The 25,470-nt window shown below is 40.5% G+C and carries 24 protein-coding genes and 3 pseudogenes; 7 read left to right on the plus strand and 20 right to left on the minus strand.

The window, feature by feature from the left end:
- Positions 1-71 precede the first annotated feature (71 nt).
- Together pepP and MF4640_RS11390 are read left to right on the plus strand one after the other, a co-directional pair.
- Positions 72-1,394 carry a Xaa-Pro aminopeptidase gene (gene pepP / locus MF4640_RS11385; protein WP_078389634.1) on the plus strand — a complete coding sequence of 441 codons (1,323 nt, stop codon included), beginning with the start codon at positions 72-74 and terminating at the stop codon, positions 1,392-1,394.
- A 146-nt stretch (positions 1,395-1,540) separates the two neighbouring features.
- The gene (locus MF4640_RS11390) at positions 1,541-2,467 is read left to right on the plus strand and encodes a phosphotransferase family protein (protein ID WP_078389635.1); all 927 of its coding nucleotides are present in this window, start codon (positions 1,541-1,543) and stop codon (positions 2,465-2,467) included.
- Between the two features lie 67 nt (positions 2,468-2,534).
- On the opposite strand, the pseudogene MF4640_RS11395 reads toward MF4640_RS11390, so the two are convergent.
- Positions 2,535-3,860: pseudogene (locus MF4640_RS11395) on the minus strand (ISNCY family transposase).
- Between the two features lie 187 nt (positions 3,861-4,047).
- Between MF4640_RS11395 and MF4640_RS11405 the strand changes: the two are divergent.
- The 4 genes from MF4640_RS11405 (at position 4,048) to MF4640_RS11420 (ending at position 7,689) form a co-directional block, all read left to right on the plus strand.
- Entirely contained in the window at positions 4,048-4,437 is a 390-nt protein-coding gene (locus MF4640_RS11405) for a tautomerase family protein (protein WP_078389637.1), read from the plus strand.
- A gap of 375 nt (positions 4,438-4,812) precedes the next feature.
- Positions 4,813-6,021 (plus strand): 2-octaprenyl-6-methoxyphenyl hydroxylase, encoded by a 1,209-nt coding sequence (gene ubiH, locus MF4640_RS11410; RefSeq protein ID WP_078389638.1) that lies wholly within the window; start codon positions 4,813-4,815, stop codon positions 6,019-6,021.
- Positions 6,018-7,262, plus strand: coding sequence for an FAD-dependent monooxygenase (locus tag MF4640_RS11415; RefSeq protein WP_078389639.1), 1,245 nt, complete (start codon positions 6,018-6,020; stop codon positions 7,260-7,262). Before ubiH ends, MF4640_RS11415 begins: the two co-directional genes overlap by 4 nt.
- Positions 7,263-7,437: 175 nt before the next feature.
- Positions 7,438-7,689 (plus strand): hypothetical protein, encoded by a 252-nt coding sequence (locus MF4640_RS11420; protein ID WP_004694228.1) that lies wholly within the window; start codon positions 7,438-7,440, stop codon positions 7,687-7,689.
- Between the two features lie 114 nt (positions 7,690-7,803).
- Here MF4640_RS11420 and MF4640_RS11425 read toward each other — a convergent pair whose 3' ends face one another.
- From MF4640_RS11425 to MF4640_RS11500, 16 genes are all read right to left on the minus strand, one after another.
- Positions 7,804-8,460 carry a DUF2238 domain-containing protein gene (locus MF4640_RS11425; protein WP_078389640.1) on the minus strand — a complete coding sequence of 219 codons (657 nt, stop codon included), beginning with the start codon at positions 8,458-8,460 and terminating at the stop codon, positions 7,804-7,806.
- Positions 8,461-8,558: 98 nt separating this feature from the next.
- Positions 8,559-9,947 carry an adenylosuccinate lyase gene (gene purB / locus MF4640_RS11430; protein WP_078389641.1) on the minus strand — a complete coding sequence of 463 codons (1,389 nt, stop codon included), beginning with the start codon at positions 9,945-9,947 and terminating at the stop codon, positions 8,559-8,561.
- Positions 9,948-10,004: 57 nt separating this feature from the next.
- Complete coding sequence (hflD, locus tag MF4640_RS11435) at positions 10,005-10,736, minus strand: high frequency lysogenization protein HflD (RefSeq protein ID WP_078389642.1); 732 nt, start codon at positions 10,734-10,736, stop codon at positions 10,005-10,007.
- A gap of 13 nt (positions 10,737-10,749) precedes the next feature.
- Positions 10,750-11,883: a tRNA 2-thiouridine(34) synthase MnmA gene (mnmA, locus tag MF4640_RS11440; protein WP_078389643.1), complete on the minus strand. Its 1,134-nt coding sequence runs from the start codon at positions 11,881-11,883 to the stop codon at positions 10,750-10,752.
- Positions 11,884-11,887: 4 nt separating this feature from the next.
- Positions 11,888-12,373, minus strand: a complete 486-nt coding sequence (locus MF4640_RS11445) for an NUDIX hydrolase (protein ID WP_078389644.1) — start codon at positions 12,371-12,373, stop codon at positions 11,888-11,890.
- Positions 12,374-12,635: 262 nt separating this feature from the next.
- A complete protein-coding gene (locus MF4640_RS11450; RefSeq protein WP_078389645.1) occupies positions 12,636-13,580 on the minus strand; it encodes a phosphatidate cytidylyltransferase in 945 nt (314 codons plus the stop codon).
- Positions 13,577-14,275 (minus strand): lysophospholipid acyltransferase family protein, encoded by a 699-nt coding sequence (locus MF4640_RS11455; protein ID WP_078389646.1) that lies wholly within the window; start codon positions 14,273-14,275, stop codon positions 13,577-13,579. Before MF4640_RS11455 ends, MF4640_RS11450 begins: the two co-directional genes overlap by 4 nt.
- A 56-nt stretch (positions 14,276-14,331) precedes the next feature.
- Positions 14,332-14,766, minus strand: coding sequence for a hypothetical protein (locus MF4640_RS11460; protein WP_078389647.1), 435 nt, complete (start codon positions 14,764-14,766; stop codon positions 14,332-14,334).
- Positions 14,763-16,121: a phosphatase PAP2/dual specificity phosphatase family protein gene (locus MF4640_RS11465; protein ID WP_078389648.1), complete on the minus strand. Its 1,359-nt coding sequence runs from the start codon at positions 16,119-16,121 to the stop codon at positions 14,763-14,765. The genes MF4640_RS11460 and MF4640_RS11465 overlap by 4 nt, the downstream gene beginning before the upstream one ends.
- A 77-nt stretch (positions 16,122-16,198) precedes the next feature.
- The gene (locus tag MF4640_RS11470) at positions 16,199-17,947 is read right to left on the minus strand and encodes a bifunctional alpha/beta hydrolase/class I SAM-dependent methyltransferase (RefSeq protein WP_078389649.1); all 1,749 of its coding nucleotides are present in this window, start codon (positions 17,945-17,947) and stop codon (positions 16,199-16,201) included.
- Positions 17,948-17,971: 24 nt separating this feature from the next.
- Complete coding sequence (locus MF4640_RS11475; RefSeq protein ID WP_078389650.1) at positions 17,972-18,610, minus strand: CDP-alcohol phosphatidyltransferase family protein; 639 nt, start codon at positions 18,608-18,610, stop codon at positions 17,972-17,974.
- 229 nt (positions 18,611-18,839) lie between these two features.
- Positions 18,840-19,376, minus strand: coding sequence for a gamma carbonic anhydrase family protein (locus tag MF4640_RS11480; protein ID WP_078389651.1), 537 nt, complete (start codon positions 19,374-19,376; stop codon positions 18,840-18,842).
- A 96-nt stretch (positions 19,377-19,472) separates the two neighbouring features.
- On the minus strand, positions 19,473-20,621 hold the full coding sequence (dacC, locus tag MF4640_RS11485) for a D-alanyl-D-alanine carboxypeptidase PBP5/6 (RefSeq protein WP_078389652.1): 1,149 nt from the start codon (positions 20,619-20,621) through the stop codon (positions 19,473-19,475).
- Between the two features lie 117 nt (positions 20,622-20,738).
- Positions 20,739-21,125 (minus strand): MCR_0457 family protein, encoded by a 387-nt coding sequence (locus MF4640_RS11490; protein ID WP_039889732.1) that lies wholly within the window; start codon positions 21,123-21,125, stop codon positions 20,739-20,741.
- Positions 21,126-21,317: 192 nt separating this feature from the next.
- A complete protein-coding gene (locus tag MF4640_RS11495; protein WP_010326344.1) occupies positions 21,318-21,692 on the minus strand; it encodes an MCR_0457 family protein in 375 nt (124 codons plus the stop codon).
- A 310-nt stretch (positions 21,693-22,002) separates the two neighbouring features.
- Positions 22,003-22,524 (minus strand): MerR family transcriptional regulator, encoded by a 522-nt coding sequence (locus MF4640_RS11500; protein ID WP_005399789.1) that lies wholly within the window; start codon positions 22,522-22,524, stop codon positions 22,003-22,005.
- A 339-nt stretch (positions 22,525-22,863) separates the two neighbouring features.
- Between MF4640_RS11500 and MF4640_RS11505 the strand changes: the two are divergent.
- Positions 22,864-23,628: pseudogene (locus MF4640_RS11505) on the plus strand (hypothetical protein).
- Between the two features lie 184 nt (positions 23,629-23,812).
- On the opposite strand, the gene MF4640_RS11510 reads toward MF4640_RS11505, so the two are convergent.
- From MF4640_RS11510 to MF4640_RS19020, 3 genes and pseudogenes are all read right to left on the minus strand, one after another.
- The gene (locus MF4640_RS11510; protein ID WP_004694195.1) at positions 23,813-24,088 is read right to left on the minus strand and encodes a putative quinol monooxygenase; all 276 of its coding nucleotides are present in this window, start codon (positions 24,086-24,088) and stop codon (positions 23,813-23,815) included.
- A gap of 8 nt (positions 24,089-24,096) precedes the next feature.
- Positions 24,097-25,251, minus strand: coding sequence for a catalase family protein (locus MF4640_RS11515; protein WP_078389653.1), 1,155 nt, complete (start codon positions 25,249-25,251; stop codon positions 24,097-24,099).
- A gap of 112 nt (positions 25,252-25,363) precedes the next feature.
- Positions 25,364-25,470, minus strand: a pseudogene (locus MF4640_RS19020) (IS5/IS1182 family transposase); the annotation flags it as partial.

A 25,470-nucleotide genomic window follows, 5' to 3' on the forward strand; every position in this document is an offset into this window, starting at 1 on the left:
GACTTGCTACGCGTACATGATAGGGTGCGCGTGGCACTTATATTCTCTGGTATAGAAAAGACAGATCAAACATGAAACTAACGCAAGTGGATTTTCAGGAACGCCGTGACCGTTTGGCTGCACAAATGGGTCCGAACAGTATTGCCATTATTGCAACCAGTCCAGTGGCGATGCGTAATCGTGATGCAGACTATAAATACCGTACCGATAGCAGCTTCTTTTATCTGACTGGTTTTGCTGAGCCCGAAGCCGTAGCGGTTATTGAAACCTTTGCCGAAGACGATGAAGACGGGTACAGCTACAGTTTGTTCTGCCGTGAACGTGACCGCGAGATGGAAATCTGGAATGGTTACCGCGCAGGTGTGGATGGTGCGGTAGACGACTATGAAGCTGACGAAGCCTATGCGATAGATTTGTTAGATGAAGAAATCATTGAAAAACTCTTAAGCAAAGAAAAATTATTTTATCGTATTGGGCAACAGCCCGAATTTGATGCGCGTGTAGCAAAATGGATCACGACGGCCAATGGTGAGTCACGTCGTGGGACTGCTGCACCTGCACAAGTGATACAGCTCGATCGTATTTTAGATGAAATGCGTTTGTTTAAGTCAGAACAAGAAATTGCATTGATGCAAACAGCTTCAGATATTTCCGCACAAGCTCATACTCGTGCTATGCAAACCGTTAAGCCGGGCATGATGGAATATGCTCTAGAAGCAGAGCTTAATTATGTATTTGGTCAAAATGGTTGTGTGCCGTCGTATAACAGCATTGTCGGTGGTGGTGAAAATGCCTGCATTTTGCACTATGTAGAGAACAACAAAGAACTGAAAGATGGCGATTTGGTGCTGATCGATGCAGCGTGTGAATATGAATACTATGCTTCCGACATCACCCGTACTTTCCCCGTCAATGGAAAGTTCAGCCCTGAGCAAAAAGCACTTTATAATGTCGTTCTCGATGCACAAATTGCTGCAATTGACGCAGTGCGTATAGGGAACTCGTATAAAGAACCACATAATGTTGCTGTGCGTATTTTAGTCCAAGGCCTACTTGATCTGGGGATTATGCAAGGTGATATTGAGGAGATTATCCAAAAGGAAAGTTTCCGTCAGTTTTATATGCATGGTACAGGGCACTGGCTCGGTATGGATGTGCACGATGTCGGTTCATATAAGCAAGAAGGTGTGTGGCGTATCTATGAAGAAGGCATGGTGGTGACGGTTGAACCAGGCTTGTACATTGCACCTCATGATGAAACGGTCGATGCGAAATGGCGTGGTATTGGTATTCGTATTGAAGATGACATCGTAGCAACCAAAAACGGTCCACTGAATTTGACTGCGAAAGTGGTGAAGTCGGTAGAAGAGATTGAAGCGTTAATGGCGCGATAAATATAATTTACTGTATAAAAGCCGATCATGAGATCGGCTTTTATTTTTTATAAGGTGTTTATGTTGAATAGAGACTTATTATATTTATGAATAAAAAACCTTAATTATTTCATCATTATTTTTATTAACAACAGAAATTGGGCAGTATGAAAGATTTATTTGATTTAAAGCGTAGGATTCAGGCAAAGACGTTAGATTTAGTTACACAGAGAAATGGGGCTTCAGTGTATCAAGGGCAATCCTCTCAAGGAGAAGTCTTTATCAAAATAGCAAATATTCAAACGGCTAATGATCGTTACTGTGAAATCTTAGAAGCTCTCAAAGAATTTCCACTAACACCAAAGGTATTAAATAAGTTTGAATGGGAAGGTTCTTCTATCCTTGTCATGAGTGCCATAGAAGGTAGGCAAGTCGATCAAGTATTAAAAAATTGTACGCGGGTACAGAAAATCTCTTTGCTTGGGAATGCAGGACGAGCTTTGGGCGAACTTCATCGTGCGCTTCCACAAACGCGCATATTGAATATGAGGTTCTGGCAAGATCGTGATGGCTTATCAACACATTGGGTATTGTGGAAGCAACAATTAGAATTAATGATCTCAAAATGGATGTCACGTATAAATCCATTGTCATCTGATTATCATGAGTTTTGCGACCAATTGAATGAGTTACGAAAATACGCTAAAGCGATATGTGAGCCGACACAGCTTCATTTACTGCATTGTGACTATATAGGTCGAAATATCCTTGTAGACAGTGAAAATCGAATTTCGGGTATTATAGACTTCGACGCTGCTCGTATTGGAGATGCGGTCTATGATTTAGCTAAAATTATTTGGGTGGATATAGATTTCTCTGATTTAGAATTACGAAATGCTTTTTTAGAGGGTTGGGTATGTACGTATAAGCAGACTGTGCCTAAAATGAAATTTCTATTCTATGTTGGCATTCAATGTCTTGCAGCAATCGCTTGGACAGATAAAAATCCTTCTGCTGATGGGACAAATGCTGTTTTTCGTGCTTCCGCAATTCGAACGTTGAGAATTGTGCTAAAGGAGCTAGAAGCACTTTGATTGAATTCTAATACTGTTTGTTATTCCCAAGTAGAAATGTCCTACCTAATAACCAAATAGAAATGTCCTATATGGACATTTCCAAGTCAAGCACAGGATTTAGATTTCGTTCTTGAATTGCTGTTTTCTGTGCACGTCTGCTTGGCATCTTTTGAGAACGATTACGTTTGTTTTGCTGTTCCAGTTCTTCATGCTGTTGTTGAATATGATTCAGAACAGCACCCAACCGTTTATTCTCAACAATCTCTCGCTGATTCAGCTGACTTAATTTATCGAAGAGGCTGTAATTGATCTTTCGGCTATTATGCATGATGGCTACAGTACCATCCGGGTATTCAAGGAACTCAAGATACTTACCGATCAACCTTTGATTTTCTTCGGTGTTTTCCAGGAGATATACGCATTTATCATAAGTAATCGTCAGGCTATTCGTGACTCTGCGGGGTTCACGCCAAGTAAAAATATCATCTAATTCTTCGGCTGTTTCAGTGATAGACCGATGTAGATTCTTAGGATTAAAAGCCATCTTGGCGAACTTCTGATTGAACTGCTCAATGAAGCAGGGTAGCCAGACATTCGCTTGCTCAATCGAACAGATGCCTTTCAGGCGCATCTCCTTGATCAGACGGTCCTGAAGGGTTCTGTTGGCCCGTTCCACACGGCCTTTGGCCTGCGGTGAATTAGCGAAGATGATATCGATATTCAGGGTGCTGAGTACACGTCCAAACTGGGTAATCTTGGTGTCTTTCTTGCTGCTTTGATTCACTCTAAAGACTGAATGTTTGTCGCTGTAAAACGCTAAAGGCTTACCGTGCTGTTCGACATATAAGCGTGTTGAAATCATATAGTCAAAGGTTGATTCTGACTCACAGAAGCGTAAATGCTGCAATTTTCCTGTAGCATCATCGATAAACACCAGCAGACAGCATTTAGCAGCGCGTCCTTCAAACCAGTCATGGTGTGAGCCATCAATTTGGATCAGTTCACCAAAGCAATCCCGGTTGTAACGAGGCTGATACGGGCGTTTCAGGCGCTTGGATCGAGGCATCCATAAGTCAGCTGCAATCATTCAAGAACGCAGGGTTTCTACTGAAAGATCGAATCCATGTACGGTGGTGAGCTTTTCATGCGCTAAAGTGGGTCCGAAACCATGCAGTTGGTCAGAAACAATATTGAGGCACTTGAGTCTGAGTTCTTCAGGAAGTTTAGAATTGCTGATTTGGCCACGACCGGCATGGGCTAATGCAGATGGACCTTGAGCTTTGTATTTCTGCAGTAAGCGTCTGATCTGACGTTCTGAAATATGAAGTAGCTGAGCAGCCTGGGATTGAGTTATGCGTTGATCGCAGATTTCCTGCAAGACCGACAATCGTTTAAGTTCTTTATCCGACATAGACACCAACATATCAAACCGTCCGCTAAGGAAATTGCAGAAGTGCATATTCTAAAAGCGGACATTTTTACTTTGGAGAAACCGGACATTTCTATTTTGGAGTTACAACTGTTGTTGCGTATAAGCGCCATTATGTTAAATAGGGGAGAAACTAAGCTAAAATTAGGGTTTTAATTTAGAGAAAGTAATGTCTCAGATAAAAATTTATGCTTTAAATGAAACAATAGAATTTCATCGTGATAATTTAAGTAAAGCTATCCATCAGGCTTTAGTTAAAGAATTAAAATACCCTGAAGAGAAAAGGTTTCAACGTTTTATCGCACTAGAATCCAAGAATTTTGTATATCCAGTAGATCGCAGTAAATCTTATATAATTATTGAAATTTCTATGTTCGATGGACGAACAAAAGAGACTAAAAAAGCATTTATTAGGTCTCTATTCGAAAATATAAACAATCTATGCGGTATTGATTCAAATGATGTTGAGATAACTATATTTGAAACTCCTAAAGAAAACTGGGGCATTAGAGGGAGAAATGCGGATGAACTACAGTTGAATTATAAGGTAAATGTTTAAATTTGCTAAAAATAACATAATACACCTTATACGTAATCCTTTGAATTACATTTTAAATTCAATTGCTTATGTTTTGTTGAAGAGCTCAATCTGAAGTGGTTGGGCTTTTTTATGTATTATTCATTTTTCATGATCATTATTTGTTTAAAGTTGCACATTTCTTATAAGTCTATTTAAACAGTGTCCTGAAGAAGTTTTGATGAAAATCGAAAAGATTGTCTTTTCAGAAATCATGACATGACACTTTACGCTGAAAGTATGCAAAAACATCCATTTCATTATAAAAAAGAAAATCTTTGATGTAATATAAATCCATTAAAACTTATAGGTATTTGAAGTTTTTTACTTTAGGTACGCCATAAAAAGGATAGAAGCATGCAACAAGAAGTCATCATAGTCGGTGGTGGTATGGTCGGACTCAGCCTGGCGTTGATGTTAGCCAAGCAAAACATTGCGGTGAAGCTTTTAGAGGCGATCAAATACCCAAATTATGATGATGTAAACCTTGCGCCATACCATTCTAGTTTTGATGCACGAAACAGCGCACTGTCTCGTCGTACAGTTCAAATTTACCAAGAACTGGGTTTATGGAGCGCTTTACAAGAACATGCAACGCCTATTTTAGAAGTAAATATCACCGAGCAAGGTAGCTTTGGTAAGGCTCGTCTCAAAGCAGAACAAGAAAAAGTCGAAAGCTTCGGGCAGGTCATAGAAAATGCATGGCTCGGCCGTGTACTACTGACAGAAGTTCAAAAACAACCATTCATTGAGCTGATTGATGGTGTACAAGTCACCCAACTGACCCAAGATGCCGATATGGCTTACATAGACGCGAGTCGTGGAGAAGAACAACTGTCATTGCAAGCAAAACTCGTCATTGCTGCAGATGGACGTGATTCATTCTGCCGTAAAGCCTTAGGAATTGGTGCTTCAGAACATGATTATGATCAGGTCGCTATCGTCACTACAGTACAAACTTCAAAACCGCACAACCATGTGGGTTTCGAGCGCTTTAGTAGTTTAGGACCATTGGCACTGTTGCCGCTTCCAGGTGAATACCGTCGCTCCGTGGTTTGGCCTGTGAAAAAAGGTACTGAAGGTGAATGGTTGGGCGATGAAAATGACCAACATTTCTTAGATGCCTTACAAGACACTTATGGCGACCGTGCAGGAAAGTTTCAAAAAACAGGTAAGCGTTTTAGTTTTCCATTGTCACAAGTGTTAGCTGAAAAGCAGGCCGTAGGACGGGTGGTCTTAATGGGTAATGCTGCGCATACCATTCACCCTGTTGCGGGGCAAGGTTTTAACTTGTGTATGCGAGATGCGCACGTTTTGGTACGTTTTTTAACGGAGCAAATTGCGCAAAATGCCGACTTGGGCGATGCTGCAATGTTACAAGCCTATGAGGCTTCACGTTTGACCGATCAACAACGTGTAATTAAGTTCTGTGATTCGGTGGTGCGAGGCTTTAGCAATAGCAATCCAATCTTAAAGTTTATTCGTAATACTGGTTTGGTCGCGTTTGATACGATTCCAGGCATTAAACCACTCGTTGCCAACTATGCCATGGGGCTAAAAGCATGAGTCATGTTCAAACTGATGTTTTAGATGTGGTGATTATTGGCGGTGGTTTGGTGGGTGGACTGACCGCCTTGCTTTTGGCACAAGGCGGTGTGCAAGCTACCGTACTGGATGCTGCACCTATTTTAGATGAGCAAAAAACCTTAAGTGTTGCAAACCCACGTGTTTTGGCACTCAGTCAAGCGACGATACACCTACTTAAAACCGTTGATGTTTGGGATAAAATTGCCCGCCAGATGCCGTATAGCGGCATGCAGGTGTGGAATAAAAATGGCTATGGTGAAATTAACTTTGGTCATGCGTCCACGCAGGAACCGCAACGCGAACAAGCACTCGGTTCTATGGTTGAGCCAAGTTTACTTAATTTAGCGATTCAACAGCAGATGCTTGCTGTACTCAAGGATTACCGAACTCAGGTTAAAGTTGCCCGTGTCGAAGAAGGTGTGGGGCTCTGGTATATCCATTTGGCCGATGCTACGGTGCTGAAAACCAAACTGGTGATTGGTGCAGATGGTGCAAACTCTTTTGTACGGGAACAAGCGTTTATCGATATTGATGTGCTGGACTACAAACAGGCTGGTTTAAGCTGTGCCATTCGTACAGCTCAGCCTCATCAACACGTTGCACGTCAGATTTTTTTAGAAACGGGGCCTTTGGCATTTTTACCAATGGCGAGTTTAAAACCAGAGCAAGCAGGGCATTGGCAGTCTATCGTATGGACGCTCCCCGATGATTATGCAGAAGAATATGCTGCACTTTCAGATGCTGAATTTACCCAGCTGTTAACGCGAGAAAGTCATCACATGTTAGGCGAAGTGTTGGAAGCGACACCTCGTGCCACTTTCCCACTCAAAGCACGTGCTGCACAGCAATATGTTAAAGCAGGCTTGGCTTTAATTGGTGATGCGGCTCATGTGATTCATCCCTTAGCAGGACAGGGGGTGAATATTGGTTGTCTTGATGCGGCTGTACTGTGTGATGTATTACTACATGATCTAGCACGTGGCGTGTGGGCACATGAGCAAACACTGAAGCGTTATGAACACCGCCGTAAAGGACAAAATGATGCCATGATGCATAGCATGTCTGCCATCGATTGGATGGAAACCACACAACTCTTTCCTGTGGTGTGGGCGCGAAACTTTGGTTTGAAACAGGTTGAAAAATTGCCTGTATTAAAAGATGCTTTTATGGCACAGGCCAATGGTCTAGGCTTGCTCAAAGAGACGCGTTATGCTGTCTAAGAAAGGAAGTGTTATTTTTTAGCCAGTCGTAAAATAAGATTACGATTTTGATTAAAAAAGATACGATTTTCCGTTGAATAAGACTATGCGAAAGGCTGAGAGCTTGTTAAATTTCAACATAATTGGAAACCAGTAATTCATGGGAACCTAAAATGTCATTTGTGGGGAGATTAAGATGACTGATTCAAATGATTATGATGATGTAGAAGACTCAGCAGTCGACGAAGACGAAGCTCAAGCAGCGGAAAAAGGCGCATCAGATTCTTCTGATAATGCTGCAAGCGATGGTGATGTTGCCGAAGCTGAAACACTGACGGTGACTGCAAAATTAAAACAACGCCAAGCACTTGAAGACGAAGTTGCGGCATTCCTTGCTCGCGGTGGCCGAATTACTGAAGTGCCAACAGATGAGTCTGCGAAAGACTAAGAGTTAAAAACACCACGCCTGACGTGGTGTTTTTTATTGTATTTTTAAAGCTGATGCACAAATCACTTATACTTGAATGAGTCCTGTCGTTATTTTTTATGGTAGACAAAATGACTACTTTTTCAATAGACAGGCTATGCCTGTGATGATTGCACCAACTGTGGCTAAAAGCATGTCTTGATGCGCGTCCCAAATATCACCTTGTTGCCCATTGTAGTTTTCAGCATCTTCAGGTGATAAGCCCATCGCAATAAACCATTCAATCCATTCGTAAATGAGGCTACTTGCCATCACAAATTGAATGACCAGCAAGAATAGGGTGAGTTTAGAAAGTTGGGGTAACCACACTTGAAACAGACGATAGAAAAATGGGTAGAGCAGTAGACCGTACGCTAAATGTACAAAACGATCATACATATTACGTGTCCAACCTAAACTCTGGTTGAGGTCTAGGTTTAAATATTGGATTGACCATTCATTATAGGGCACATAAGAATATAGATAATGCGCACCGAGTATATGAATCAGCAAAAACCCAATATAAAGCATAAAGCTGATTAAGCTGAGCCCCATTTTATAAAGACAAATGATCAGCGTCACCAACATGAATACAGTTCCGACTTGATGCAAAATATAAGAGCTGAGTTCAAGGGGGTGGATCGATGCGAAAGCAATGGCGACAGCAAGTACAATGAGCGCAATCCAATGCGGTTTTTTCAGTTGATAGTCAATGTGAGCTTGCGTTGTTGTACTTTTCAGGATTGTCATCATTTTTATTGGTTTTTCAATTATGCATATAGGAGATTCTTGTTTGCATTATAGATAAAAAAGCGAAGCCGAAGCTCCGCTTTTTTTTCAGTTTCTAAAAATTAGATTTTAGAAATTAAGTCAGCAACTTGTTTTGCTTGTTCAGCTGCATTACCTGTATAGGTTGCAGGTGTCATTTCCGCTAAACGTGCACGGTCAGCAGCAGGAACAGCTTCAAGTTCATTACCATTGACGAAGTCCACCATCATGTCACGTGTCATGGCTTGACCACGAGTTAATGCTTTTAGTTTTTCGTATGGTTTTTCAACGTTGTAACGACGCATGACGGTTTGAATTGGTTCAGCTAGAACTTCTTGCGCATTGTTCAAGTCTTCATCAATACGTGCAGCATTGAGTTCAAGTTTACCAATGCCTTTTGAACAAGCTTCAAAAGCAATCAAGCTTTGTGCAAAACCAACACCCATGTTACGTAGTACAGTTGAGTCCGTTAGGTCACGCTGCCAGCGCGAAATTGGAAGTTTTTCGCCAAGGTGTGCCAGTACAGCATTGGCTAAGCCTAAGTTGCCTTCTGAGTTTTCGAAGTCAATAGGGTTTACTTTGTGTGGCATCGTTGAAGAACCCACTTCGCCATCTTTGAGTTTTTGTTTGAAGAAACCTAAAGAGATGTAGCCCCAAACGTCACGGTTAAAGTCGATCAAAATCGTATTGAAACGACGTAAAGCATCAAATAGTTCCGCCATGTAGTCATGCGGCTCGATTTGAGTGGTGTATGGGTTAAAGCTTAGGCCTAAAGACTCAACGAAAGCTTGTGAGTGTGCAGGCCAGTTGATGTCTGGGTAAGCAGAAAGGTGAGCGTTATAGTTACCTACTGCACCGTTAATTTTGCCTAAAAGCTCAACTTGTTTGAATTGTTTGATTTGGCGCGCAAGACGATAAGCTACGTTTGCCATTTCTTTACCCAAAGTGGTTGGGCTTGCCGTCTGACCATGTGTACGAGACAACATAGGTTGGTCAGCATGCTTTTCAGACAATGCCACGATTGAGTCAATGATTTGCTGCATAGATGCAACCAATACATCACGACCACTTTTCAGCATTAATGCATGAGACAAGTTGTTGATGTCTTCAGAGGTACACGCAAAATGGATGAATTCACCCGCATTTTTAAGCTCTTCGATGCCTTCAATTTTTTCTTTCAGGAAGTACTCAACCGCTTTGACGTCATGGTTTGTAGTGCGTTCGATGTCTTTAATACGGTTGGCGTCGTTCTCAGAAAAGTCAGCAACAATTGCATCAAGTGCAGCATTGGTCTCAGCACTGAAAGCAGGCACTTCAGTGATTTCTGGACGGTTTGCAAGCGCTTGTAACCAACGCACTTCAACAGTCACACGAGCATGGATTAAACCAAACTCAGAGAGGAAAGGACGAAGCGCATCACATTTGCTAGCGTAGCGTCCATCTAATGGAGAAAGTGCGGTTAAAGCGTTCATAGCGATTCCTTAAACTTTGGAATTAAACGTAAAACTAAAAAGCCCGTCGATCATGTGTTAAATCACCTGATACTGTAAACGAGCGAGATCTTGAATATCTTTGAGCAATTTGCGTTTACTAAACACCATGCCCCATGAACTTCCACCGAGCTGACGCCATAAATGTGCCATTTGTAAGCCAGTGAAGAGGGAAGCTCGAATGCGGTTGGTATGCGATGAGTCTTTAAATGCTTCTGCATTACCTCGCACCATAATGCGTGGGTCAATTTGCCCAGCAGTGTCGACATAGGTTTGTGCGAGGTTGGCAATGATGCTTGGATGTAAATAGTTATTATCGAAAAAAGAAAGCTGTCTTAAGATTTTTTGTTGGGACTGTTCAATAATTTCAACGAATTTGGGGTTGCTATACACTTTCTTTTCTAGTTGTAAGAGTGCCATGGCATAGGTCATGGGAAGTTTAGCAGTAGATAATTTTGGAATTCGAGTTTTGGGTGAGGTATTAAAGGGTTGGGTAATGCTACTTTCTAAGGTTTTCAGTCCTAAGGAGATGTCCGCCAGCTGATGAAAGAAGTCTAAAGTTTGCCCGCTTTGGTTGCCCTTTGGTCGGATATTTAAACTGGCTTTAATCAACTGCTCTAAATAGAAGTTACCGCTTTCCCCAATACTTTGTTGACCGCTCAAGGCGGTCATATGCGTCAGTTGCGCGGACTGAAAAACAGCCGCCAACGCCAAAGCTCGGTTTTGGCGTTCGTTCAAAGTTTGAGGCTGTTGAAACGGTAACTCAGCCATGTCTTAAAATCCTTTAAATAAAATCAGGTTTAGGAGCATTGGTATGATGAATCACACCACCGCCTAAACAAACTTCACCTGAGTAGAATACAACACTCTGACCCGGAGTCACGGCACGTTGGGGTTCATCGAACTCAACACGTACGCCACCTGGGGTAGTCGGATCATTAAAGATCACACAATCTTGGTCATCTTGGCGATAGCGCGTCCGTGAGGTACAACGGAAACCTGTTTTAGGAATCTGCATTTCACCTGCGACCCAGTCAATCGTTTCACTCCAAAGCGCAGTGCTTTGCATCAGTGGATGTTCATGACCTTGACCAATCACTAAACGGTTGTTTTCAATATCTTTATGTAGAACGAACCATGCGCCTTCAGCTACACCTTTCAAACCACCAATACCAATACCACCGCGTTGACCGAGCGTATAGTACATTAAGCCGTGATGTTCACCAACCTCTTTGCCATCATCTAAGACGATTTTTCCAGCTTGTGCAGGTAAGTATTGTTTTAAGAAGTCATTAAAACGACGTTCACCAATAAAACAGATGCCTGTTGAGTCTTTTTTCTTCGCTGTGACTAAGTCATATTGTTCCGCAATTTTACGCACTTCAGGCTTTTCAATTTCACCGACAGGGAACAACGTCTTATTAATTTCACGGCCATGCACAGCATGTAAGAAATAGGTCTGGTCTTTGTTTTTATCTAAACCACGCAGTAAAGGTGCGTATTCCTCACCTTTAGAGTTGGTCATAGTTTCGCCGCGACGTGCATAGTGACCAGTCGCAATAAAGTCTGCGCCCAGTTGCATGGCATGATCTAAGAACGCACGGAATTTGATTTCTTTATTACATAAAATATCTGGGTTTGGTGTACGGCCCGCAGCATACTCCGCTAAGAAATGCTCAAATACCCGATCCCAATATTCCATAGCAAAGTTAGCGGTGTGTAACTTAATCCCTAGTTTGTCACAGACGGCTTGAGCATCGGCTAAGTCTTCCATAGCCGTGCAGTATTCCGTACCGTCATCTTCTTCCCAGTTCTTCATGAAAAGACCTTCAACTTGATAACCTTGTTGAAGAAGAAGAGCAGCAGAAACAGATGAATCTACACCACCCGACATACCGACGATGACACGTTGTTGCATAGGACTAGACATCCAAACTTGAAATAAGGGGAGAATTTTGGTGCTCATAAACGAGCGATAAAGGATATTTTTGACCCGCGAGTGCGTCTTGAACCGCTTTAATCACCAATGGACTGCGTGCACGGGCCGTTTCGAGTAGTTCATCCAAAGTCATCCATACTGCACCCACGATACCTGTATCGAGTTCAGCGCTTGGACTGTGATGAAGTGACTGCGCTAAAAAGCAGAAACGATAATACGTGCGGTCTGGAAACATGGGTGGTGTATAGGTATAAATGCCCAATAACGCATCTATAGACACTTCATGTCCAGTTTCTTCCATAGTTTCACGAATGGCCGCTTCGATGAGTGTTTCACCTGATTCAACATGGCCTGCAGGCTGGTTAAATACAGTGTGTGTCACACCCGCAGTATGCTCTTCTACAAATAGAAATTTTCCGTCTTTTTCAACAACAGTTGCGACGGTGACGTGAGCTGTCCAAGCGGTCATATAAAAGCACCATGGGGTAAAAGGGCTATTCTACAAAATTTAGCCGTGCGTGGCTATGGAGATTTGCTTTGGTTTGAGAAGTGTTAGGAAGCGGTTAAGAAAATAAAAAATGACAAAAGGGCGCTTGTAAGGTAACACCACATAGACATTATACAGCATCGACAAAATATCATGAGGCAGAATGCAAGCCAAGCGAGTGCTGAAATTGGGTTGGTCTGGGGGAAATTTATCGTTTAAATATTTGTCTAACCCAATTTGCCAATTAACTCCACCAATATCTAAGTATATGAAAGAAAATAGGTGCAGAAAAGCAAATAGAATCAATGCGGTCTAGCATTCCGCCATGGCCATGAATGAGTTGTCCCCAATCCTTAACACCACGATCACGTTTAATCGCAGACATAACGAGGCCGCCAAAAAAGCCAAAGATACAAACAACCAATCCAATACAAGCAGCTTGAACATAGCTAAACGGTGTTAACCAAGCCATTGCAGTCCCTAAAGCTGTGGCTAAGAAAATACCACCGAGTAGGCCTTCGACTGTTTTTGATGGGGATAAAACGGGTGCAACTTTGTGTTTGCCAAATAATTTTCCACACACATACTGTAACACGTCAGAGGCTTGAACCACCATAATTAACCAAATGGCTAGCCAAATCGGTTCACCTTTAAACTCTGGGAGTTTCAAATTCAACAATGCTGGAACATGTGAAATACAGAATACGCTGACCATGAGCCCCCATTGAATTTTTGAACTACGTTCTAGAAAATGGGTGGTGTCTTCTTGTTTTAAGCTGGCAATAGGAATTAATAAAAATACATAGAGTGGAATAAAGATTGAATACAGCCCATACCAGTCGGTATAAATCAAATAATATTGATAGGGAATAACAAAATAGAATGCAATCAGTAATGGAAAATAATCGCCCCGTCTGGTCGGCAGTAAGCTAATGAACTCACGTAGGGCAAACAAAGAGATAATTCCAAATAATACAATAAATGCGGTTTTTCCCAGTAAAACTGCAGCAGCAATCACGATGAGCATGACCCACCATGCATTGATTCGTGCATTTAAGTTATCGATAACTGGTGAAGATTGAGAGCCTGCTTTTTGTTTGAGAATAAAACCAACAGTTGAAGCAAAAACTAAAATGCCTGCAAAAATAGCAAATAGGACATAGGTTTTATTAAGGTTGTCTAACATCATTGATTTTCAACCTCTTTTAATTTTAATAATTGTTTTTGCGCATAATCTATAAAGATGTCCTTATCCATGTCTAAATGTTGTTCTAAAGGGCAACCAAAACAAACTGTAGAAAGTAACGGTAGAGGGATAAATGCACCTTTGGGCATAACCCGTCTTAAATTTGAAATCCAAACGGGAACAATTTCAATGTCTGGAAACTGTTTGTGCAAATTATATAAGCCACTTTTGAAGGGGAGTAATTCAATATCATCATTTAGATTGCGCGTACCTTCAGGGAAAAAGATAATCGAGTAGCCTTGTTCAAGTGCATCTTTAACGGGTTGTAATGGATCAGTATGATCATCTCGGTTACGCTGAATCGTTATACCATTGAAGGTATCTTTAATAAGGAATTGGCGAAAGCCATCTTTCAGCCAATAATCAGAAGCAGCCACAGGCTTGGTTTTCCGTCGCATGATTGTCGGCAAAGATGACCACAGCAGTATAAAGTCGATATGGCTATTGTGGTTGGCGTAATAAATACGCTGTTTGGGCACAGGCTGACAACCGATCCATAAACTACGTGTACCCGTTAGAAGACGCGCTCCACGCCGTGTAAAAAATGCAATTAAACGGGCAATAGAATGAGTCGCAAAATGACTTTGAGTTTGCTCTAAAGCTATTTTTTTCTCGTTTTGAAGCGGAGTTTTATTCATTGCATAAACCAATTTTATCAACAATTTCAATGGACTTTTAGCCAGTAGAAAGAGGTTTATTGTGCCAATAATTTATAAATTAGAATCATTAGAACTATATATTGTATAAACAATACAGTTATTTGCAGTTTAAACAAACGGAAACAGCCTGCAAAGCGCAAAGACCAATCTCGACCCACTTTCGATTTTGGTATGAGCTTAAATTGCAGTAATGATTGATCAAACTGTTGCGTTAAGTCTTCGATGGCCACTGTATCAGATTGTTGCGCAATCACTTCAATGAGTTCAGCATCAAATTTCAACCTGAGTGCTAGGTAATGCTGTATCGCCATCAAACCGAAACATATAAAAATTAATATCCAAAACTCAAGAGATTGCCAGCTTTTAAGTAGTATAGCCAAAATGGTTAAGACAAACGCGACATAGCCTGAAAATAACAAACCATACGTTGTAGATAAAAGTTTTGCCGCCACATAAAATTGCATTTTCATGGGGCTGATCCTTTGAGTTTTAACTGATAAGTATTGAGATTTTTGATTTGTACGTCGTTCAGTCTAACCCATGGTCTAGCGGATTGAACTATTTGAATGGCCTCATTTACCTGTGTTGCATGCTGCTGTTGCATAAGCCAAGCGCAGAGAATAGCACTACTTCTGGAATAACCCAGCGCACAGTAAATTAATACATGCTGTTGTGTGCTCTGGCTTGAAGCTGCTGCCATTAATTGGTTGAACACTTCAACCGCACGTTGAAGTTGGTCGGCCTGTAAAGGAATTAAGTCTAAACTTGAGTATTGAAAATATGAATTTTTTGAATTCACTGGCAACTCTGCAACACAATCAAAAACGGCCTGATATTTTTGTATTGTAGAACGTGTTGGGATGCGCCCTAAAAAAATGGTTGTGTTTTCAATTTTTAAAATTTGGGAGTCTTCAGGATGTTTCTTTGTCCAGATTCGACTGTTCAACCACGCAAAGATTAGGTAAGGGGCAAATAATATTGTAGCGGCAATGCTCAAACTTCCATCTGCTTGCTTTTGGAAGAAATGAGGGCGAACTAAATAGTAGCTTAAAGCAACGCCAAATAGACTGATTGCTGGATAAAGTAACCATAATCCCCAAGGTTGGAACAGATAGGCCAAGATTAGAAAAAGTAATGCGGCGCATAGGTAATAACTGCCTAACTTTAAATGCTTTGGTGTTAAAGTCTGCAAACCATCTTTTTTAAAGGGTGATTTTGCCGTAATTGGAAATAACCACAAACATAATGCACCTGCCAATAAACCTGTTGGAATATCTATAAAATGATGTTGCCATGTGGTGAGTACCGATATGCCAATTAAAAATGACCAAAGGTCGACAAAGTATTTCCACTGACCTGAGCTGTGTCTGCGGAAGAAGTCCCAAAGGATGACCAATAAAACGATATGGAGAGAAGGTGCTTGGTTAAAAGGTTTATCAAAACCCATCAAAACATCAAACCATAGGCCAAAAAAGCCATCTAAAGGTGGTCGTTCAAAACTAAATTTGAGTGGAAAAAGAAGAAAGCAACTGATCGAAATCAGCTGTGCGCTAAATAGCCGAACTGCATGCTGTTTCAGCTCAAATTTATTCCAACATAACAGCAAAGATAGACCGTAAAAAAGATCAATGGACCAATATGGCACGATGCTCCATGACCAAAGTGGAATGTGTTTTTCCCAGTCATAGACAATACTCGGCACATTGGGCAGTTGTGATGCATAGTGATTTGCAAATCCATAAGTGAGAAAGAAAAACGGTGCAAGGAAAATCAAACACAGGATTCCCCATTTCCAAGTGCCTGTTTCTTTGTTCAGTATTTGCATAAAACGTCCACAGATTATTATTTTAAAGTTTTGCATAGATGACATGATCCAAAGACTGATCATGTCATCCTGTGATTTTAAAGCTTTTGGGCAACGGACACGGTAAATATTCCAAACTCATCAATACATTGATCTACTTTTTTAAAGCCTGCTGCTTCTACAAGGGCATCCATTTCAGCCTGAGAACGTAAACGCATGACCCATGCATCACCTTCACGATGTGAGGTTAGGGCACGTGCAATAAATTCTTGCTGAGGATGCCAAATTTGACCTGTGTAAATTAAATAACCATCTTTGAGGATGGCTTTGCTTAAGCCTTCCAGTGATTGTCGCAGCAGGTCATTATCACTAAACAATTCATATAAACCAGAAACGACAGCCAACGTCGGTTTCGGTTTAACAGATGCAAGGGATTGTGTATCAAATGCATCGGCTTGAACAAATTCAGCGACATCACTTAATCCTCGCTCTGCAATCATTTGTTGCCCAGCTTGGACATTAATATCACTATAATCGCGCAATAAAATCGAGTCTGGACGTTTCGGAAGTTGTGTAACCGCATCTAAAATATAACGACCGTGTCCTGATGCAATATCCATAATTCTGAGTGGTTTACGTTTTTTGATAAGAATGTCAGCGTATTTCTGCACCAGATGTTCAATGTTCTGTTTTCGGACACGAATACCACGCCAACCAATCGCATTGAGATATTGTCGGTCAATGATTTTACCAATTGGGTTGCTACTTTCAGTTTGATTGCGATAAACGAAGTCTAAAGTGCTACCTGAGTCATAGCCTGTATCTTCGCCAATTTTTAAGCCTTTAGACAATTGGCTACCGATTTTCAAATTCTTTTTGGTGATTTCCCAAAATGCATTCTTCATGGATTTCACAGGCAATGGAGAACTTAAGTTTTCAGCAATGGCACAACTTGAACCAATTTTATCTGCATTTAAAAGATCAGGTGCTTGATATTCCACAGCAAAACATTGCTGAATAAAACGACGGATTTTTTCAGTCGCTATATGACGGTCTTTTTCACCCAAAGTATCGTGAAAGAAGCCATCTAATATATGAAATTCTTTTTTGGGATGCGGTAGTTTTTGATAAAACTGTTGCTGCGGTTTTTGGAAGACCACAAAATCTGAGCCTGAACATAAAACTTGTGTTGGAACAAAGATATTTTGTGCATCCGCGACAATACGTTTTGAAGCATCATATAGCCCCAATAACATTCTGACTGAAATCGCTTTGGCAATTCTAGGGTCGGTATCATAGCTTTGAGCACGTTGTTTATCATGCGTGAGCATATTGGCTTTGACATAACTTTGTATAAAGAAATTGCCACGCAACTTTGCCATCACCCTTAAGCTTGGTTCAGCAAAGGGCACATATAATTTAATATCAAAAGCAGGAGAGGCTAAGCAGAGCGCACGAATTCTAGGTGCATAATCATGCACCCAAGTTGCAGCTAAAACAGCACCAACACTTTGAGCGACTACGGCAATATTTTCCGCAGAAATGGCATATTGCTGTTCAATATGTTGTACGAAAGCTTGAATGTCTTTGACGCATGCAGAAAAGCTTGGCGCATCACCACGCTCACCGGGCGAATGACCATGGCCGCGTGCATCCCATGCAAAGAAATCGAAATCTGGTAGATTAAGTTCGTTAACTAAATGCGCCATACGCCCCGAGTGTTCATGGCCACGGTGAAAGAGAATAATGGTTTTTTTTGTTGTAGATGGTGTAGCCGTTGCCCAGTGTTGGTAAAACAGTTCGGTCCCATCATGACTGGTAAAAGTGTGTTGACTATTGTTATACATCTATTTTTACTCTGAATAATAAAATTATGAAGAAGTTGTCTTTAAACAATTTTTAATTCGGTTAAATATGGTGAGCAGAAGCAGTAGAGCAATGAGAATAAGAATGCCATTACAAATTCTACTGAGAAGTTGTAGATTTGTACTGATATACGGAAATATCACAATAATAACAGCAATTAAACTGAGCCAAAAAGCGCGATCACTTTTACCCATTGGGCCATCGTAACGCCGTTCTTTGCCAATAAGTGGCGCCATTACACCTGCATATTCGCTGAGCAGGGCAAGAAAAACGACAAGCAATAATAGTTTTGCATTAATAAAACCAAAGGCAATAAAACAAAGATAGAGTGCAGTATCGGAAATAATGTCACACAATTCATTATAAAAAGCGCCCAAGTTGGACTGCTGTTTAAACTCACGCGCTAACATGCCATCAATTGCATTGAAGGCCATACGAATGAGCATCCACAATGGAAATAACAACAATAACCATGAAATAGGATGAGTTAGATAATAGCAATATAAGAAATAGCCTAAGCAAGTCGAAATCAACATCGCCAATAAAGTGACTTGATTTGCTGTAATTCCAGATTTATATAACAGTTGTACAAAAGGTCGTAATAGATTTTGAAATGCTGGTTTTAATTGATAGATAGATGGCATCGTTTTAATAATTAATAATGGTTGTTGAAATTTTAGTCAGATTGCACAAGGTTTATCAAGTGCTATTAAGAGGCTAAAAATTAAATGATTTCCTTGTATGAGTTTTCGGTGTTTATATTCACAGCATCGTCAGGCAATATGATATGCGAACAAAAAAGCTCAAAGGCTTTGCAGCAGATTCTAAGAACATTATTGTATCTACCAAATGCAGGGGAAATACCCCCAATGATTATGACTCTAAATAATGCCCTGAAACTTTGACATAGTTTTGTGCTGAATACGGCAAAAATGCCAACTCTTTTTCTGTTAGGGGACGAACTTTTTTGGCAGGACTACCGACATATAAGTAGCCACTCTCAAGCACTTTCCCTGGTGGAACCAGTGTTCCTGCGCCAATCATGACGTCGTCAGGAATGATGACATCGTCCAAAACAATGCTATTGATACCAATTAAAACCCGATTGCCGATGGTACAGCCGTGTAAGGTGACATGGTGACCAATGGTGACATCATCACCAATGATTAAAGGCGAGCCATTTGGCTTATCTGATTTTTTATGACTAACATGCAGCATTGCATGGTCTTGTACATTCGAGTTTTTACCAATCCGAATATGATTTACATCACCACGAATCACGGCAAAAGGCCACACAGAGACATTTTCGGCCAAGATGACATCACCAATCACTACCGACATTTCATCGATATAGCAGTTGTTGCCAAGCTGTGGAGTGCTGTTCAAATAGGGGCGAATATTTTTAGCCATGTTGGTGTTCTGCCTTTGCGTAGGTACGTACCCATTATAAAATAAAAAAGCACCCAGACCGCGGTGTGGATGCTTTAACTTAAGTCTAAATATTACTTAGAATAAGTTTGAGAAGAATTGTTTGATGTGGTCAAGCATACGTGCAAAGAAACCTGCTTCTTCAACATCTTTTAGCGCCACAAGTGGTTTTTCAGCAATTACTTTACCATCAAGGCTTGCTACATATTTACCAACCACTTGACCTTTTTTCAACGGTGCAGTCAGTTTCGGTTGAACCACGAGTTGTGTTTTGATCGCGTTGGCTTGGCCTTTAGGCATAGTCACATTAAAGGTTTCAGCTAAACCAATTTGTACGTCGCTTTCTTTACCAAACCATACTTTTGATTTCGCTAAAACTTGGTTCGCAGCTTGAACATTTTTAGTTTCAAAGTTTGCATAACCCCACGCTAAAATTTCACGTGTTTGCGATGCGCGTTCTTGCATGCTTGGCGCACCAAAAATCACAGATATCAAACGCATTGGGCCACGTTTAGCCGAAGTTGTTAAGCAATAACCCGCTTCGTCAGTATGACCAGTTTTTAAACCATCGACACTTGGGTCAGTATAAAGCAGGGCATTACGGTTGCCTTGTTTGATACCGTTAAAAGTAAATTCTTTTTCAGAATAAATCGGATAATATTTTGAACTGTCGTGAATGATGTGCTGTGCAAGCGTTGCCATGTCTTTAGCGGTCGAGTAGTGACCTTCAGCAGGCATGCCTGTTGAGTTCATGAAGCTTGTATTGGTCATGCCGATACGTTTTGCTTCAGTGTTCATCATGTGAACGAAAGTGCCTTCGTTCCCAGCAATGTGCTCAGCCATAGCCTTAGATGCGTCATTACCCGATTGGATGATAATGCCGCGTAACATCTCTAATGCAGTCGCAGTACCATTTAATGGCACATACATACATGATTCCGAACTACTACCACGACACCAAGCAGACTCGTTCATCCGAACTTTTTCATCTTCGGTTAGCTCGCCCGCCAACAACTTTTGCTCAATAATGAAACTCGTCATCATTTTTGTCATTGACGCTGGTGCTAATTTTTCATTTTCATTTTTAGATGCGAGGATTTGCCCAGTCTCATAATCCATCAGCACATATGATTTATTATTTAATTCTGGTGGTGAGGATAAGACAGTTGCTGCAAATGAAATGCTTGGTACGAGTAATGCCGCAGCAAGGGCGCTTTTTTGAATCATTCTAAGGGGTTCCGATTTCTTTAGTATAAGCACGAGAGCTTTGCATTTTAGGACAAAGTTCTGCCGACTTCTACGGGAGAAATCGGCTTATTTCAAAGATATTGTAACCAATTGGTATTATTTGCTGTAAGTACTCAATTCTTTACAAATTTCTTGGTTTTTCGCTTTACCTGCTTTTTTCGCATCGGCTTGAGCTTCGGCTAAAATAGGCTTAAATTTTTTCTCTTTGCTGAGGTTTTTAAGGTATTCAGTCGGGTTTTTCTGTTGCGGTAGATACTCTTTGGCCAAAGTGTTGTAGCCATTTTCAAACTGACTCTGGTCTGAAACGAGACTTGGACAAACTTCTGATAGGACATAAATTGCAGCCAACTCTTGCTGCGTCACTTGTTGCAGTGGAGTCACTTCAATATTTTCGTCTTTATTGGCCGCATGAGCTGAACCGATAGCAATCAAAGAAGAACCACAAACTGCCAAAATCACTTTTTTCATTACATTTAAATTCATTCTAAACCCTAAGTGCATACATGTTGTTGCCATAATAGGATGAGCTTAAACAAATTTTAAGTAAATGTAAGCGCAAAAATGTATAGAAGCTGTTGAAGTCGCTTCATCGTTTTTACATTTTTCAGTCCAATAAAAAAGGATGAATAACCCCATTATTCATCCTTTCTTTGCGATATAGATGTATAACTTGAATTAACCTTCAAAGTTTACAACGTCATCACATACTGACTTTTGTTCTGCTTTGTCAGTACCCTTTGCATCTGTACGAGCTTCTTTCAGAATCGACTGGTATTCGCTGTCTGACTGTAATTTTGCATAGGTCATCGACTTATCTGAGTAGTCTTGTAAATAGGTTTGAATTAAAGTTTGAATGTTGCTTTCAATTTTAGGGCCTTGACCCACCAAAGCAGGGCAAAATTCGGTCATGACTTGCGCTGCTGCAATATCTTCTTTTACGATAGTGTTGGCTTCTTCTGTGCTTAATCCCTCTAGTGCAAAAGCAGATTGAGAAATCATGATAGCCATGCCTAATCCGAAGAAATTACGTAATGTTAAGCTTTTAATCATTTTTAAAATCACATATTTATGGTGGATGCGGAGACTCAATATATATATTTTCAATTAGAATTCAATGAAAAGTTCTGACCAGTCATTTTTTAATAAAGTTTTTTGTTTTGGACCTTTTAATCACCAATGATCATCCTAACTCTTCTAATCTTCAGTTTTAGCGGTCTTTAGGATGATCTGCTTGTTGGTGCAGGAATAATATTTAGGGATAAAAAATGCTTACGATAGGTAAGCAGTGAACTCAATAGCCCTTAGATGAGAACTATTGGGTTTGATTTTCAAATGTTCAAATATTGAGAGCTAAAAATTACTATAAACTTCGAATAGCCGTAATCTCATCTTGTGTCATGTCGAGTGACTTTAAGAATTTTTGATGCTCCTCAGGTTCCATCTCTTCAAATTTTTGATGCCACTTCATCATATCTTCTTTTGATAAACCTGCTGCGATCATAATCTCTACCCATTTGGCTTTATTCACGAACTTTTCCTTTAATAAAATGGACTTTTTCAATAACTCAATGATGGCTTTTTGATGAGCTCTTAAGTTATTGATCTCTTGTTCCAATGCACGAAAATGATTTTCCAAGATCTGCCCTTGGGATATGCTAAGTGGTTCTAAAAGCAAACGAATATCTGAAATGGATAGTCCGTAAGAACCGTAAGAGATGATGCTTTTAAGATGCTCAATTTCACTTTCACCGTACCACCGGTATCCATTTTCAGCGATTAAGCTTGGTTTTAATAAACCCTGTTTCTCATAATAGAGAATAGTCGTTCTGGATAAGCCGAGTTTTTTCGCTAAGCGAGATACAGTAAGCATAGTTTCCATCATTCGTTCATTGTTCCATTAAGCTAAACCCTTTACTTATAGATGGGTCAATCAGGAAGATATCAAAAATATCGCAAATTAAATTGATGCGAACAGAACATTTGCTATGGCTTATTTTACAGCTGTCTTTACAGGTAGCGAGCGACAACATGAGCTTAGCTGTTTAACGCAACTCAGCTTGGTTTTAAGTCGATTTAGAAAGCGAATGAAAAGTCTATAGATGTTGTGGTGTTGAAAGCCATAAACAGCCTCTATGGGCGAGGTCTTTGAAATTTAAGATTGATTTCAGTTGTGAGCACTATTATTCAGCATAGACAAAAGAATAAGGTTTGGGTGCGTATCATGACTGAAGAAAAAACACTGCATGAAGTGCTGAGCAAGGTGCCTGAAGTCACTTTGCTGTTTTGGATCATTAAAATTGCGGCAACAACACTGGGTGAAACAGCGGGGGATGGCTTATCCATGTCGCTTAATCTGGGGTATATCGTAAGTACGGGCATCTTCGCCATTATTTTTGCAATATTCGTTGCAGCACAGATTAAGGCCAAAAAATATAATGCATTTTTTTATTGGTCTACAATTATTGCAACAACAACTCTAGGGACAACTATAGCGGACTATGTTGATCGTACCTTAGGGCTGGGCTATTTAGGTGGCAGTCTAATCTTATTTGGTTTGCTTATTTTATCTTTATTGGCGTGGTACTACAGCAGTGGGTCAATTGCGGTACAGAGTATTCAATCTTCTAAAAGTGAAGCGTTTTATTGGCTGACTATCATGTTTTCCCAAACATTGGGCACAGCGCTAGGGGATTGGACAGCAGATACGCAAGGGCTGGGCTATACCAGTGCAGCACTTATCTTTGGCGGTTTACTTTTATTGCTGACCATGCTTTATATGTGGACCAAAATCTCTAGAACTTTCTTATTTTGGGCTGCATTTGTACTCACGCGGCCATTAGGTGCCGTACTGGGGGATTTCCTAGATAAGCCCATTAGTCACGGAGGGTTGGATCTGAGTTGATTTGGCGCATCTTTTGTTCTATGTGGTTTTATTGTCTTTTGTTTGGTGGCTTTTAAACCCAAAGCAGCAGCGACCGCTCACTAAATAAGATATCAAGTTGAACATCTGCTCAATTCATGATGATCCATACAAAAATCGCTATTCTTCATTGTGTTTTTTAGTACAGAACATTTTTAAATTTTATGATCTGAATAGAGTTAGCTTTCATTTGAGGGCTATTTCAAGTTTTAGTCATAGAAGTGTCATTTTATAGCTAGAAACTTAAACCTTATTCACCCTCAGATATTTTATACTGCCGTTTAATGTTTTGCGTTTTCACTCCCCAAATGGACGAGGCCGTTCTACTTTGGTGATGCTTAAAACTTTTCATGCTATCAAACACTTCCTGCACCTCCCAGATAAAAGGGTCGTGGCTTTGCTTGACCTCAAAAGAAATGCAGCCTTCTTCTTGATGAGTTAATTCAATATGTGCTGGAAGGAGTTCTATCACCATACGGACTTCTTCTTTAGACACACAGATTAATAGGCCATTGAGTTTAACCATAGGACTCCTTATTGATCTTCGACATTGTTAGCGTTGGTTTGTTTAGCCGAATTCATATCATGTCTGACGCGACTAATCTGGTCATATATGACTTTGCGCATTCGGTTTATTGCACCCAGCGGTTTATGTTCAGCTAATGCATGCCATGGTGTAAAGGATAGATTTTCACAAAACTTATTTTGCTCTGGGGTATCAAAAACTTGCTGAGGAATACGAATTGTGGCCACCTTATAGAAAGGAGCTTGGTCTTCTTTCCATTCAGTCATTGAGTCTTCAACAGACATTGAGCTGGATGTCCGAGGTTGTACTAGAAACTCCATGCAGGCATCACGATCTTGTAAGGTCGTTCGAAGTGCCTCTTTTAAAAAGTTCTTTTGAGGAGTAACTGGAATCGGGCTAACAACGCTTGAACATGCACGAGCAGAGTACTTTACCGCTTGACGATGATCGCCGACTCCTAACTGATAGGGCACCATAGACCAGTATCTGGTTTGCAGTGGATTTGAAATTTTATTTCTAGTGTTTAAGGCAGTCCAAGTTCCTTTAGCTCCTAAAGCAAAAGGGACATGCAGTTTTTTTAGAAATCGATCGCTATTGATATCTTGCATAAATGATAGATAACGAGCAGGGTCATTGGCAAAGAATACAGGGTGATTGATCATAATGAAATCTTGCGTAGACGCAGGTTCATCTAGAAGATTTTTCTCTGGCACGGCTAAAAGTTTGATCGCCATGCCGCGAGCATCTTTTTTTATATCCGCCTGTTTTGCATTACTCGATCCATTCGAAAAACGAATCCATGCTTGATAAGTTTTTCCCGGAATAAAAACACCATAAGCCATGTTTTGAGGCAATGTTTCGTTTATCTTAAATTCTGCACGTACGCAACCATGTGCTTTAGGGTGCGCATCACGTAGCGCGATATCTGTGGAATATTGTTTTCGGATCGTCATTTCAATGATGTTCGCGATTTCTTTAGCAGTGGCGGCCTCATTTGGATAAAGACTTTCACTTAGAGCATGATCTACATCTGGGTATATAAAATCTTTAGGATAAGTCAACATTACAGGTGGTGTATTCGCTTCTACGTTAGCGGCGATACCTGTGAGTAATATGGCATGAAAAAGTAGACCTAAACGCATAGGCCTTGCGGAGTTAGGCATTGATTGTCTCCTTGCTCTAAAGCTGGATTTTTTTAATTTTTAGCCTGATGATATGGACTTGTTTAGTCTTATTTAAGACACAGAATAATGATTAGATCTCCTGCGAAAGTCATTATTGCAAGTTTATCCGGTTTACGAGTGCAGCAATTAAGTTAATGCGTAAGCCGAATCTTTTCCGTCTATTTCGATAGCGTTCACTTAATATTCTAAATGTTTTCA

The organism is Acinetobacter sp. MF4640 (genome assembly GCF_002018895.1).
GTDB classification, from domain to species: domain Bacteria; phylum Pseudomonadota; class Gammaproteobacteria; order Pseudomonadales; family Moraxellaceae; genus Acinetobacter; species Acinetobacter johnsonii.

Coding starts and splice junctions, on each gene's coding strand:
- pepP (WP_078389634.1), top strand. CDS start 72: ATGAAACTAACGCAAGTGGATTTTCAGGAACGCCGTGACCGTTTGGCT.
- MF4640_RS11390 (WP_078389635.1), top strand. CDS start 1,541: ATGAAAGATTTATTTGATTTAAAGCGTAGGATTCAGGCAAAGACGTTA.
- MF4640_RS11405 (WP_078389637.1), top strand. CDS start 4,048: ATGTCTCAGATAAAAATTTATGCTTTAAATGAAACAATAGAATTTCAT.
- ubiH (WP_078389638.1), top strand. CDS start 4,813: ATGCAACAAGAAGTCATCATAGTCGGTGGTGGTATGGTCGGACTCAGC.
- MF4640_RS11415 (WP_078389639.1), top strand. CDS start 6,018: ATGAGTCATGTTCAAACTGATGTTTTAGATGTGGTGATTATTGGCGGT.
- MF4640_RS11420 (WP_004694228.1), top strand. CDS start 7,438: ATGACTGATTCAAATGATTATGATGATGTAGAAGACTCAGCAGTCGAC.
- MF4640_RS11425 (WP_078389640.1), bottom strand. CDS start 8,460: ATGATGACAATCCTGAAAAGTACAACAACGCAAGCTCACATTGACTAT.
- purB (WP_078389641.1), bottom strand. CDS start 9,947: ATGAACGCTTTAACCGCACTTTCTCCATTAGATGGACGCTACGCTAGC.
- hflD (WP_078389642.1), bottom strand. CDS start 10,736: ATGGCTGAGTTACCGTTTCAACAGCCTCAAACTTTGAACGAACGCCAA.
- mnmA (WP_078389643.1), bottom strand. CDS start 11,883: ATGCAACAACGTGTCATCGTCGGTATGTCGGGTGGTGTAGATTCATCT.
- MF4640_RS11445 (WP_078389644.1), bottom strand. CDS start 12,373: ATGACCGCTTGGACAGCTCACGTCACCGTCGCAACTGTTGTTGAAAAA.
- MF4640_RS11450 (WP_078389645.1), bottom strand. CDS start 13,580: ATGATGTTAGACAACCTTAATAAAACCTATGTCCTATTTGCTATTTTT.
- MF4640_RS11455 (WP_078389646.1), bottom strand. CDS start 14,275: ATGAATAAAACTCCGCTTCAAAACGAGAAAAAAATAGCTTTAGAGCAA.
- MF4640_RS11460 (WP_078389647.1), bottom strand. CDS start 14,766: ATGAAAATGCAATTTTATGTGGCGGCAAAACTTTTATCTACAACGTAT.
- MF4640_RS11465 (WP_078389648.1), bottom strand. CDS start 16,121: ATGCAAATACTGAACAAAGAAACAGGCACTTGGAAATGGGGAATCCTG.
- MF4640_RS11470 (WP_078389649.1), bottom strand. CDS start 17,947: ATGTATAACAATAGTCAACACACTTTTACCAGTCATGATGGGACCGAA.
- MF4640_RS11475 (WP_078389650.1), bottom strand. CDS start 18,610: ATGCCATCTATCTATCAATTAAAACCAGCATTTCAAAATCTATTACGA.
- MF4640_RS11480 (WP_078389651.1), bottom strand. CDS start 19,376: ATGGCTAAAAATATTCGCCCCTATTTGAACAGCACTCCACAGCTTGGC.
- dacC (WP_078389652.1), bottom strand. CDS start 20,621: ATGATTCAAAAAAGCGCCCTTGCTGCGGCATTACTCGTACCAAGCATT.
- MF4640_RS11490 (WP_039889732.1), bottom strand. CDS start 21,125: ATGAATTTAAATGTAATGAAAAAAGTGATTTTGGCAGTTTGTGGTTCT.
- MF4640_RS11495 (WP_010326344.1), bottom strand. CDS start 21,692: ATGATTAAAAGCTTAACATTACGTAATTTCTTCGGATTAGGCATGGCT.
- MF4640_RS11500 (WP_005399789.1), bottom strand. CDS start 22,524: ATGATGGAAACTATGCTTACTGTATCTCGCTTAGCGAAAAAACTCGGC.
- MF4640_RS11510 (WP_004694195.1), bottom strand. CDS start 24,088: ATGGTTAAACTCAATGGCCTATTAATCTGTGTGTCTAAAGAAGAAGTC.
- MF4640_RS11515 (WP_078389653.1), bottom strand. CDS start 25,251: ATGCCTAACTCCGCAAGGCCTATGCGTTTAGGTCTACTTTTTCATGCC.